Annotated in this window: 7 protein-coding genes and 1 riboswitch; all 7 genes read right to left on the bottom strand. The window is 43.4% G+C overall.

Features of this window, described 5'->3' with window-relative positions; genetic code table 11:
- Positions 1 to 83: 83 nt before the first annotated feature.
- Positions 84 to 3,812 carry a helicase-exonuclease AddAB subunit AddA gene (gene addA / locus K6G87_RS13520; protein WP_296838333.1) on the bottom strand — a complete coding sequence of 1,243 codons (3,729 nt, stop codon included), beginning with the start codon at positions 3,810 to 3,812 and terminating at the stop codon, positions 84 to 86.
- Positions 3,813 to 3,889: 77 nt separating this feature from the next.
- Complete coding sequence (locus K6G87_RS13525) at positions 3,890 to 7,438, bottom strand: PD-(D/E)XK nuclease family protein (RefSeq protein WP_296838336.1); 3,549 nt, start codon at positions 7,436 to 7,438, stop codon at positions 3,890 to 3,892.
- Positions 7,439 to 7,530: 92 nt separating this feature from the next.
- A complete protein-coding gene (locus K6G87_RS13530) occupies positions 7,531 to 8,709 on the bottom strand; it encodes a phosphoribosylaminoimidazolecarboxamide formyltransferase (RefSeq protein ID WP_296838339.1) in 1,179 nt (392 codons plus the stop codon).
- A 60-nt stretch (positions 8,710 to 8,769) separates the two neighbouring features.
- Positions 8,770 to 9,477, bottom strand: coding sequence for an IMP cyclohydrolase (locus K6G87_RS13535; protein WP_296838342.1), 708 nt, complete (start codon positions 9,475 to 9,477; stop codon positions 8,770 to 8,772).
- A gap of 133 nt (positions 9,478 to 9,610) precedes the next feature.
- A riboswitch (ZMP/ZTP riboswitch) is annotated at positions 9,611 to 9,698 on the bottom strand.
- A gap of 315 nt (positions 9,699 to 10,013) precedes the next feature.
- Entirely contained in the window at positions 10,014 to 10,445 is a 432-nt protein-coding gene (locus tag K6G87_RS13540; RefSeq protein WP_296838344.1) for a hypothetical protein, read from the bottom strand.
- Positions 10,432 to 10,797, bottom strand: a complete 366-nt coding sequence (locus tag K6G87_RS13545; protein ID WP_296838347.1) for a nucleotidyltransferase domain-containing protein — start codon at positions 10,795 to 10,797, stop codon at positions 10,432 to 10,434. The genes K6G87_RS13540 and K6G87_RS13545 overlap by 14 nt, the downstream gene beginning before the upstream one ends.
- 200 nt (positions 10,798 to 10,997) lie before the next feature.
- A complete protein-coding gene (locus K6G87_RS13550) occupies positions 10,998 to 12,812 on the bottom strand; it encodes an ABC-F family ATP-binding cassette domain-containing protein (RefSeq protein WP_296838350.1) in 1,815 nt (604 codons plus the stop codon).
- Between the last annotated feature and the right edge of the window lie 200 nt (positions 12,813 to 13,012).

The raw sequence follows: 13,012 nt of genomic DNA on the forward strand, positions 1-13,012 counted from the left end.
ATTTCTGAAAAAATTCTATAGATTTTCAATTTTCCCACCCATTAAGAAGACTTTAGTGGTGACATTTAATAGTGTGGGGAGTTTTAGATATTTATAGTTTTTCCCAAAGTGAAGGAGTAGATCAGCCTCTCCTTCACTTTTTTATCGGTTATCTTCTCTAAAGCTTCCTGATAGTAATCAAGCTGAACCTTGTATTTTTTGACAAGCTCCTCAGGTTCTTTAACTTTATCTGTCTTATAGTCTAAAAGAACAATTCCATCATCTTCCTCAAACCATACATCAATGATTCCCTGTATGAGGACCAGCTCTTCATCCGGAAGATCCTTATCTATTCCGGACGCGGGTACACCCATCATGAACGGGGATTCTCGGTATAGAAGTGATGCAGACATTGCTTCTTTCATCCTGCATCCTGCAGGGCACTCACAGAACTTCTTAATATCTGCGGATTCTACACTTAGCGACGCACCTTCCGGAAGTCGCCCCTTTTCTTCCTCGTCTTTAATAAAGGCATCAATATCAGCTACCCTTCTGTCATAGTCCTTTGAATCTTCATAGATAAGTTCCATAATCTTGTGATAAATGGTACCTCTGGCTGCACCTGTGGCCTTGTCCGGAGTAGATGTAACGAACCCCGGTATGTCCTCTTCATCCTTAATGAGCCTTGCTGACGGCTCGATGTCCTCCTCAAGCTGAGCTTTTTTCAGCTCCGATACCGTCGTTTTGACAAATAGCTTGTTATATGCAGAATATGGATACACATAAGAGAATCTATCATCGTAATATGCTTTCTTTTCTCTGTCCGCAGTCTGCATGACACCATCGAGTTCTTTCAATCTAAGAAGGCTCTTTTCATCTTTATCAAGCTCTGAAGCTATGAGTTCAGAAGGTGATAAGACTTTAAAAATCACCGGCACCGTCTTCTCATCTGAGACTATATTCTCAACTTCCAGATCAATAGCATCTGCAAATATCTTAAAATCAGGATGGTTTACAAGCGCCATAAAGATCAGCTCCTGATAACTCATTGCGCTGCCTCTTTGAAATAGTGGAAGTAAATATGGCTGTTCTCCCTCGATTGGCTCTCTCCCTCTGAATCTGAGGATATCCTGCAGCTTCTTCCTGGTATCACCACTTACCTTATCCTCGCCTTCACCGACCTTAATCTGTCCGGTTAAGATGAGTTTTTCCTTGGCTCTGGTCATAGCCACATACAGTATTCGCATCTCCTCGCCAAGTATATCCATCTTCATTCGCTCATCCATGACAGTCTTTCTGAGCGTTTTATACCTGATGCGCCTGTCCAGATCTATTGCGTGAGTCCCTATTCCAAGGTCCATATCGCATATAACTGCATCCTTAGTATCCATATAATTAAATGCCTTAGAGATTCCTGACACAAATACAATGGGGAATTCCAGTCCCTTACTCTTATGTATACTCATGATTCTCACAACATCGGCATTTTCATCTAGTATCCCCGCCTCGCCATAGTCAACCTGATACTTGGAGAGCTGCTCAATATATCTTACGAAATGAAATACCCCTCTGAAGCTGGTCTTCTCGTAATCCAGCGCTTTTTCAACAAGCATGCTGAGATTGGCACATCTCTTCTCACCTCCGGGAAGTGCTGCGCAGTACTCATAGAAGCCGGTTGTCCTGAAGATATCCTTTATCAGCTCACTGACAGGCAGATAGCTGCTTTTTTGTCTGTAATCCGATATAAATTGAATGAAATTACGAATCTTTTGAGCAAGCTCCTCCTGTAATTCATTTCCATCAAGCACATCTTTGTCAGCTCTGCTCAATATCTCATAGAAGCTGTTCCCTGCGAGAGCATCCTTATCCGTATATTTGTCATGAGCCCTGATAATAGCCAGCTCCTCATCGCTGAAGTCCCCTATCGCAGAGTGCATCACGCTGACCAGAGGTATATCCTGAAGAGGATTACTGATGATACTCAGCAGATTCAGCACCGTAACAACCTCAGTTGCAGAAAAATATCCGGTTCTGGACTCCACATATACAGGAATGCCCTGATCTTCAAGCACTTTTCTAAAAGTGGTATCCCATCCACTGGTAGCCCTAAGAAGTATGACAATATCACTGTATCTCACAGCTCTGAAATCGCCATTTTTATCCGTAACCCTGCCTGTTTGCATAAGTTCTTTGATTCTGCCTGCGACAAGAGCTGCTTCCAGTTCTCTTCCCTCTGAAGACTTCCTGTCCTCCAAATTGGCAAACAACATCTCCGGTACAAACATACGACTATCCTCTGGTTCCGGATAATAATCTGCTCCTGCGACAAGTGCCGCATCTTCGTCGTAGCGAACACCTCCCAGGTCCTCACCCATGATCTGCTCGAATATGTAATTAACACAGTCAAGAACAGGTTTACGGCTTCTGAAGTTGGCATGAAGGGATATTTTCCTCTCCGGAGCCGCCTCACCAGAACTGTAGCTGTTCATCTTTTCCATAAATATCTCGGGACGGGCAAGTCTGAATTTATATATGCTCTGTTTTACATCTCCGACCATAAATCTGTTGAAATGCTCTTTATCCACCCTGGATACGGATGCCAGAAGTATTTCCTGCACATTGTTTGAATCCTGATACTCGTCTATCATGACTTCCTCATAGAAGTCCCTGTACTGAATGGCTGTATTGGTAGGCTCATAGCCACCATCCTCCGTCTTATGTACCAGAATCTGCAGCGCGAGATGCTCCATATCTCCGAAGTCAATTATTCCCTTTTCACGCTTGCGCTCATCAAACCTGTTCTTAAATTCTATCGCCAGCCCTGCCAGGACCTTAACCGGATTGGCAACGAGTGCCATATGTGCGATTATTGTCTTACTGTCCTCAGTAAAATAGCTGCCCGCAAGACCACTGATCTGCTTTTTTACATAGTCTCTGTGGTTCTTGGCAAGCTCCCTCTTATCGACATTGACCGATGAATCCTTCTTTGATGGAAGTCTGTCAAAACTGATATTAAGGATATGGGCACGCATCTCATCATAGGACAGCTTGTCTGCATCCAGAATACCGCTGACAACTTCCAGCTCCTTCTCCAACAAATCTCCGTAAAAATACGGTCCATCCGGTTCGTTGGAGATATGAAGTGCCATACTCAGCCTGTCTCTGCATTCTGCCAGAACGGTCTTAGCCTTCTTCATACAATCCTTTACGAAGAAAGTATCATCAAACTCCTCTTCTGTAACTGTATAGTCCAGCATTCTCTCAGAGAGCCAGTCCTCCGGAAAGGGCATACTCATTGCGTAATCGTAGAGCTGCTGTATGAATTCTTCAAGCTTACTGTCATTATTGCCTGTCGCAAAATACTCCGTGCACCTAAGGAAGTCCTCATCGGCCTCAGCATATCTGTCCTCGAGAAGCTCCTCCATGACATCAGCTCTGATCAATTTCATCTCACCCTCATCACCTACACGGTACGAGGGATCGAGTCCTATTTCGTTAAAATTGCTGCGTATCACATACTGACAGAAAGAGTCAATGGTGGTGATCTGTGCGCCATGAACAAGTGTCTCCTGTCGCTGAAGATGAGCATTATCAGGCTCTGAAAGGAGCCTTTTTTGTATTGCATCCAGTATTCTCTCCTTCATCTGTGCAGCAGCTGCCTTTGTGAAGGTCACCACAAGGAGTCTGTCGATATCTATCGGCTTGTCACCAGTTATACGCTGTATTATCCTCTCCACAAGGACTGTTGTTTTTCCTGATCCTGCAGCCGCTGATACCAGAAGATTACAATCCCTTGCATCAATTACCTGCTGCTGTTCCTTAGTAAATCCCATAAATCCACCTTGTCCTGTAAAAATGTTTACTGCTTATTCAAAGCGAATACGCACTTCAGACTCAAGATAACTGCAATTCAATCATCAAGCGCCCTGATATTCTCCATGATCTCATCATTATCCAGCTTCTTAAGCTCACGCTTACAATATCCCGGAACCGAATCGTCGAAACCGCAGATGGATCTGAAGCTGCAATAATCACAGGCTGATCTGTCGCCCATCGCGTAAGGATTGACTTCAATATCACCATCAACAATCCTTCTGCCATTTTGCTTTACAAGCTTATTTACATATTTTGAGACTTCATCAAAATCATCTGCAGGCATCACATCGGAACCGGACTTGCTGAAGTCCCCTCCCTTATTGATCTTCACCTTTATTACATCAGATTCAGAGCCGAGCTCATGATCCAGAAGATCCACCACGGCTTTGTCTTCCAGGATTACGCCGCGCGGACGAAGGCTTTTTCTGACCATCTCATTGACTATATCTGCATTTGCATCCTCGGGAAGACTTTCGCCCTCCAGCACCGGATCGGACAGATGATAGTATAGAAGAGCTGCCGGAATGATATCCTTGCCCCTGCTGCTCTTTTTCTCCATATCCCGTGCAACATTCATGTACATTACCAGCTGAAGCTGCAGGCCATAATATAGTGCACACAGATCGAATTTCTTATCTCCCGACTTGAAATCTATGACCTTGATATACACATGATCCGCATCCTCACAGGTATCCATACGATCTATACGCCCGGTGAGTTTCATTTTCTTCAATATTCTGCCTCGTTCATCCTCAGTCAGATTCACATTTATTGCATCTATATCCCCAACCTCATCGAAACCTGTCTCCATATATTTAGGCATAAAAGAGCCTTTTTGCAGCTGATACTGCAAGGTGTCAACTGATTTGCCAAGGATTCTCCTTATTCTGTTACGTGCAGACAGATTTCTGCTGCTTTCGCTCAGAATATTACTTTCATACTCATTAACAAAGCTATCGAAGGATTCATCCAGTATTCTTTCTCCCTGCTCCTTACTAAAGGTAGTCCAGGTCAGATTTTCTTTTTCAAGGTTATGAGAGAAGGTCTCAAGGACACCGTGGAAAACATTTCCCAGGTCAGAAGCTTCAAAGGAAAACTCCTCCCTCTCCTTTAGCCCCAATCCATATCTAAGGAAATGTGCATAGGCACACTGGGCAAACTTCTCTAGTCTGCTCACAGAGTTGACCAGCACATTGCCGTAGAGCATGGTAGCAACTGCCTCTGTAAGCGGCTTTGCGCTATAATTCATACCTGCTGCCTCAAGCATTCTCTTAAGACTGTTCCTCTTGTCCTCTCCCTGCTCAAGCAGAGCCCTGTAAAGTGCCTTGAAATCCTCTGCTGTATCCTCATCCATATATCCTTCCGAATATCTGCGAATATTCTCTGACACATAGGATAATGCCACATCTGAAGTCTGCAGTAACTGATGGATACCGGTTTTCTCTGCACTGATTGTCTGTACTCCCGGAAACAGCGTACTTATCTTGCAGATGATATATGCCGGTCTGATACTGCTTCCATCAGGAGTCAGATGTGAATATGTGAGGTAAAGATTTTGTGACGGTTTAGTCAGGTTCATATAGAGGTACAGCCTCTGAATATACATCTGCTGCCTCGGTGTGGGCGCCATCTCTATGTCCGTAGCTGAATCAATGAGGAATTGCCTCTCAATGTCTGAAATGATTCCACCTGTACCCGTGCCCTTTGGAATAAGATCGTCATTAACTCCAAGGAAAAACAGATTCCTGACCTCATTAAGCCTTGTGCGCTCTATATCTCCTACAACAACCCTATCCACGCTCTGCGGTATAGTTCCAATTTCTATATCTCCGAATCCCACCTCAAGAATATCCAGGTATTCACTTACAGAGAGCTTCTCATCTCCCATAAGGGTTGTTATCTGCGAAAGAACTTCCATCACTTTGTCGTAAATAACAGCATACTCCTTGGCTCTGATCTCATCCCCGGCTTCATGGAAAAGCTGTTCATAATCAGAGAGTTTACTCCTCGTATCATTAACTGTTATCATCTCATAAACTGCTTCCGACAGAGCACGAACCTCCCTGCCTTCTGCATTAAATAGTGGCTCTAAGAGTGCCTGAACCCTTTTCCTGTATCCGTTTATCTGCTCAAGATACTCTGCGGCGAGCTTTTCACCCTCTTCGATTTTCTCCAGTCTCTTACGGACCGTCCCGGGAATTTTGGTGAATTCATTCTCCCAATTTTTCCTGCCCCTTATTCCCAAAGCTCTGACATAATTCTCCAGGCTGTCTGTCTCCTCATCCTTAAAATCAGGAATTCCGCTTCGCAAAAAATGGAACAGCGAATCGTAGCTATAGCCCGTGCTGACTGTCAAAAGTGCACTTCGAATAAACTCAATGAATGGATTGAGCTTGATATTGCCTGTCTGATCAAGATATATCGGAATATCAAATTCTTCTGCTGCATCAGCTATAACATCGCCATATCTTTCAAGGCTTCCGCATACAATGGCAAAATCTCTGTAATGAAGCTCTGCATGCTCCCTTATGAGCTCTTTGAGCTTAGACAAAACCATCCGTACTTCACCCTTAACATCTATTGCATCCATAAATGTGATCTTCCTGACCATACCCTCATAGGACGCATTTCCATATCTGAAAAGGTGCTGTTCAAGAAATGATAGCTCAGGGTTAGCCGAATGCCTGCTACTATCAGATTTTTGTATAAAAACATCCCCGGAATGGCCGTTTCTGTATTCAGCCCATGTATTAAAATCCGGCACCAGTCCGGGATTCTGATTTTTTTCATTTTCATATTCGAGGCGCAAAATATCATGAACTGTCTTTTTACTTAACAAAAACAGCTCCTGCTCAGCGCTCTTATCGTATATGTATGGATTGTCTCCCTCTCCGAGTGAGAAGGAAAAGATGACTTCATCCGCCAGAGACAAAAGCTCACCGATCACCTGATACTGAATGGGGGTGAAGCCGGTAAAGCCGTCAAAGACAATGACACTTCCGGGGATGAGTCGTGATTTCGGAAGAGCACGGCACAGTATATCCATGGTCTCTTCCTGTGCTATGAATTTATCGCTTATGTAGGTCTTAAATCCCTTATAAAGAGTCTGAAGGTCCTGCAATTTGGCACGCAGAACACCTTTACCGGAAGATACCTCCAGCAATCTGTCCAGGTCCTCAGGCTCTATACGATACTGCATAAATTCTGAAATAGTGGACTTAACCTCGTCAATATAGCCCATTTTGTGCATATTGGCACCGATAACTGTCAATTCATCCGACATCGTCTCAGCCACATGACGAAGGACCAGACTTTTCCCCATGTCATCGAGCACTTTCTCCCGGCTCTCACCCACCTCTTCAAATATGCGGTGAGACAACCGGGAAAAGCTCAAAACATCGATATTCATTATCCCATTTCTGGGATGTTGTTTTACAGTATCAAGCTGCGTCTGCATGGTGAACTGATCGGGAACCACAATAAGGAAGTTCCTGTCAGGCTCCCGAACGCTCCTCTCTATCATTTCCTGCCTGAGATAGTAGCTCTTTCCGGATCCTGATGCACCAAATACAAAACGCAGCATAAATAATTCTCCTCTTATATCGCCAGTTTATAATCTGACTATATTTTGGGGCACCTAATACGCTTAGTGCATAAGGTGCCCTTATTTATTAATTAGTGATGGAAGAATCTCATACCGGTAAATGCCATGACCATATCATGATCATTAGCTGCCTGTATGACATTATCATCTCTTACAGAGCCACCGGGCTGTGCAACATATTTTACGCCGCTCTTAGCTGCTCTTTCGATGTTATCTCCGAAGGGGAAGAATGCATCCGACCCAAGTGCAACCTCTGTGTTTTTATCAAGCCATGCTCTCTTATCAGCATCGGTGAAAACATCCGGCTTAACCTTGAAGAGATTCTGCCATTTACCATCAGCAAGGACATCCATGTAGTCTGCACCGATGTAAAGATCGATGGTGTTGTCCCTGTCTGCTCTTCTGATATCATCAAGGAATGGAAGCTCCAATACCTGAGGTGCCTGACGAAGGAACCAGTTATCTGCCTTGGAGCCTGCAAGACGTGTGCAGTGAATTCTTGACTGCTGTCCTGCTCCGATTCCGATAGCCTGTCCGCCCTTTACATAACATACTGAGTTGGACTGAGTATACTTAAGTGTAATGAGTGATATCAAAAGGTCCTTCTTAGCTGCGTCGGAGAGATTCTTATTCTCTGTGACGATATTCTGAAGCATATTATCATCTATTATTATATCATTGTGTCCCTGTTCAAAAGTAACACCAAATACCTGTTTTTTCTCGATAGCTGCAGGTCTGTACTCAGGGTCCACCTTGATCACTGCATAATTGCCGTTCTTCTTGGCCTTGAGTATCTCAAGTGCCTTGTCTGTATAGTCCGGAGCAATTATTCCGTCTGAAACCTCTCTCTTGATGAGGCGCGCAGTATCCTCATCGCATGTATCGGACAGAGAGATGAAATCTCCGAAGGAAGACATTCTATCTGCACCTCTTGCTCTCGCATACGCTGATGCCATAGGAGAAAGATCTCCCAGATCCTCTACCCAGTAGATCTTCTTCTCGATATCTGTGAGCGGAAGTCCAATAGCTGCTCCTGCAGGTGATACGTGTTTAAAGGATGTTGCTGCCGGCATTCCTGTAGCTGCCTTAAGCTCTGATACGAGCTGCCAGCCGTTGAAGGCATCCAGCAGATTTATATATCCGGGATTACCGTTTAACACCTCTATAGGAAGATCTGATCCGTCCTCCATGAAAACTCTTGAGGGCTTCTGATTAGGGTTGCAACCATATTTCAATGCTAATTCTTTCATTTTTTCACCTCTTAAAAACATAGTTTTATTTATGATATATACTGTCGGATGCCAGTACTGTTACTCATTCTTGTTGACAATACGTGTTGTGTACTCGCCTGTTTTGATATCGATAAAACGTGTAAATAATGACACTTTATTGTCTTCATTTAAAGCATTCCAGATCATCTGTGTGAAGGTATCGATGTCACCTGCGATCTCGACCTCAGTAGGCTCTCCCTCATAGCTGGGAAGCGGATTGCCATCTCCCATATATGTATGGATAAAATAGCCCTTGCCTGCAACAGGCTTCTCATAAGTATATGTGAATCTGAGTGTTGATGAAGGATCTCCGTTGTCACTCTTAAGTATGGACATGGAGATGTCATATTCGCCATCATCTATATGCATAAGTCCGGAAATACGAGGTGTGTAGTTCGGAGCGTCAGGCTCAAACTCTCTGGTTCTGAGCGCTTCCTCGAAGGACTGTCCTGCCTCCATCAGTTCATAGATAGTATCAGTCTGATCACCGTTAGTTACGATGGTGTAGTCTCCCCTTACGCGAACAGGTGCATAGATTATAAGGCTTGGATCCTCAAGCTTGGCAGGATCGTGAGCCTGGGTTCTGATGCCCTCTCCCTCTGTCACAAAGACGCGATTTCTGCTGTTCTCACTTCTGCCCATGATGAAATATGCAGTGACAGCATACTTCCCATCAGCACTTGTACCGATCACGATTCCACGTCCCGGGTAGGCGTTGGATTTAAGTTCAGTTTCCAGATTTCTCATAGTTTTACTCCTTTGATTTTGATTCCGGCATGCCTTGGTCCCTTATACCCCTTGCGCTTAAAACGAAAGCACATGCAGGGATTCAGCTTTTGGTACCAGAAAATACGAAAACCGCCTGGGCATACCATCTAATTGGTTCTGCCCAGGCGGTCGACAATCTTGCTCAAAGTATCGCACTCCCCTGTGGTAATTCCACAAATCCGCCAGTTGTGCGACACCATTAATTTACACGAATCCGAGCCAAATTGCAATCACTAAGTTTGACCAACAACTCCTCTGCCGAGGGGAATAAACATGTATGTTACTCTCAGCTGGCGCTTTCGCTCCGTTTCACACGCAGCGGTTGTAAGGCTGCAAAAGACGCAGCCTTACAACCGGCGTGTTCAAAGGCAGCTTCGAGTAACATACATGTTTATTTTCCGGCAGAGGGGTGATGGGAATCCTAAGATTCTTGATTCCAACATGCGGTCTGATTGTGTTCAATATTAGCTTCGTGTAACATACACATTTATATGCCGACGGAAGGATGATGGGAATCACCTAAATCCATCATCATACATATCCTTATACCATTCCTCTATGGCATTGTAGAATTTATTCAAGGTATCTGTACGAACAACCAGATGAATCTCATATCTGCCCAAAGCCTCCCAATCTGTTATCAGTTGGGCGTTAGAAACAACAATCTTGGGAATATTTAAAACTATGTTCTCTGATTGGGCATATTGAATTAATGATACTAACGAATGTTTATACATTTTTGAATGATTTACTTTAATACCAGCTGAATAAATCTGTATCTTTATTAGTTTCTCAGCCGCCTGTTGTAAATGATATGCTGATTCAGCACGCAGATATTTTGCTATTACTTTATCGTCTTCCTTGCCCTGAAGTACATTTCTGACCATTATAAGATCAGCCTGAACCATTTTCATAGATAGATCATTGTTTTTCTTAATCTTTGACATACAATGTTTCTCCATTCAAAATGTCCTTAAAAATCTGCTGCGCGCTTTCTTCACCTGTTTTGAAATATAAAATATCATAATCTTGTTCCAGATCATATCCATATATCTGCTTAAGAAATTGCTCGTATGCCTTTGAACGATACGTTTTAGACTTAGTATTCTGGCCAAACACAGCAATATCAACATCAGAATCTTCTGTACACCTGTCTTCCAAGCTTGATCCAAACAATATAACCTTATCGATTTGGTTACACTTACTTGCGGCATCAACAATATTCTCTATATACTTTTGCTTGATATCAGCTGCATATATTATTCTGTTATCAATAATCATCTCTTTTACCTGGCACATACATATTCTCCTCGTATAAGTACCAACCTACATGCATTTAAGCAACCTCTTGCCACTTATAATATAACATCTTATTAGCAAAAAATCGATTAAGATAGCATTGGTTGACAACATGCGGTCTGATTGGGTTCAATACCAGTTTCAAGTAACATACATGTTTATTTGTCGACGTAGGAATGATCAAGCTAATACATACGTAATTAATTATCTGAACTAAAGCTATCTACAAGCTCCTGGAGATCGATATATCGATCCATCTTCCTATCTATCTCTGCATCAACTTCTTCTTTTTCCTTACTGAGGGCCATTAGTCTGGGGTAGTCAGTGGCTGATTCCGCTATCTGGGTCTCGAGTTCGGAGCTTTTTGCCTCGAGGGCTTCGATTTCCGACTCGATATTGTCGTACTCACGCTGTTCTTTGAAGGAGAGTTTTGTCTTCTCGCGGGGCGCACGGTACTTGGCTTTGGCAGGCTTATCTTCTACCGAAGAATCCTTGGAATCTGTGATTATGTCTGTCGCAGCACCAGCAGCTTCTTTTTTATGTACAAGGAAATCAGAATATCCACCTTCACTTTGGTACAGACTTCCATCCTGTTCAAAAGCAAAAATTCTCGTGACTACTCGGTCAAGAAAATACCTGTCATGGCTTACGGTGATGATGATCCCTGCAAAGCCGTCCAGATAATCCTCCAGAATCCTCAGTGTCTGAATGTCCAGGTCATTGGTAGGCTCATCCAAAATGATGACATTTGGCTGTTCCATGAGGACTTTGAGGAGATATAGTCTTCTCTTTTCTCCGCCTGAGAGCTTGGAAATAGGCGCATACTGCATTTCAGGATTAAACAGGAATCTGTCACACATGACAGATGCAGAGGTGAGTCCGTCAGTAGTACGTATAAACTCAGCCGTATCCCGTATGTAGTCAATCACTCTTTTGCTTTCATCGAGTGCCTCATTTTCCTGCCCGAAATAACCTATTTTTATCGTCTGTCCTATTTCAACTGAGCCTGAGTCGGGCGTTACTGTACCCACTATGCATTTGAGGAGTGTTGATTTACCGCAGCCATTGGGCCCTATGATGCCTATTCTGTCCAGCTTGCCGAAAATGTAGGAGAAATCTTTAAAAAGAAGCTTCCCCTCATAGGCCTTTGAAATCCCCTCAAGGATAATGGTCTTATTCCCCATTCTTGTGGGAAGTGATGATAGCTCTACCTGTCTTTCCTCTTCGGGGCGCTGTCTGTCCCTTAATTCCTCGAATCTCTGAATGTGGGCTTTTTGCTTGGTTGAACGGGCTCTTGCGCCTCTGAGCATCCACGCAAGATCTTTTCTGTAGAGAGTGGCCGCCTTCCTCTCTGCTGCCTGCTCGTAATCAAGCCTTTGCTGCTTCAAGTCCAAAAAGCCGGAGTAGTTGGATTCATAGCGATACACACTGCCCTTGTCAACCTCCAGAATCTGATTGGTTACTTCATCCAGAAAATATCTGTCATGAGTGATCATAAGGAGCGCTCCTCTGAAATGCTGAAGGAAATCCTCAAGCCATTCAATCATGTCAGAATCAAGATGGTTAGTAGGCTCATCCAGGATCAAAAGATCTGAAGGCGTCATGATAGCAGCCACAAGAGCTGCTCTTTTCTTCTGTCCGCCTGAAAGAATGGATGGATTACACTCCGGATCATCAATTCCAAACTTGGATAAGTTAGCCTTTATTTCTCCCATTTTGTCCCAGTGATCAGTGCCGGCGTATATCTTACCCGCTATGTTTTCCAATAGACTCTTTTCCATATCAAAGACAGGATTCTGAGGAAGATACGAAATGCGTAGTCCATTACTTGAAATAACCTGTCCGCTGTCCGGAGCAGTCACACCTGCAACAATCGAAAGAAGCGTTGATTTTCCTGTTCCGTTGGTACCTACTACACCTATTTTATCTGTATCACTTATTCCTACAGATACTCCACTAAGGACAGGCTTTGACATATATGATTTTGATACGTTTTCTACATTTAAAATACTCATGGCAATTATTCAAAAACTTGGTTAACGATTACAAACGATAGCCCAAACAGGCAGAAACAATATAACACGTCATGACTGATTTGTAAAAAATATTGAATTTACTATCTACCGCTACGCACCGATTTCATCATTAGTTGAGCTTTTATTCAATAGGAAATCCGAAGGAATTTCTATTGAATAAAAAAACAGGACCGATATCA

The sequence above is a fragment of the Butyrivibrio sp. genome (assembly GCF_024699075.1).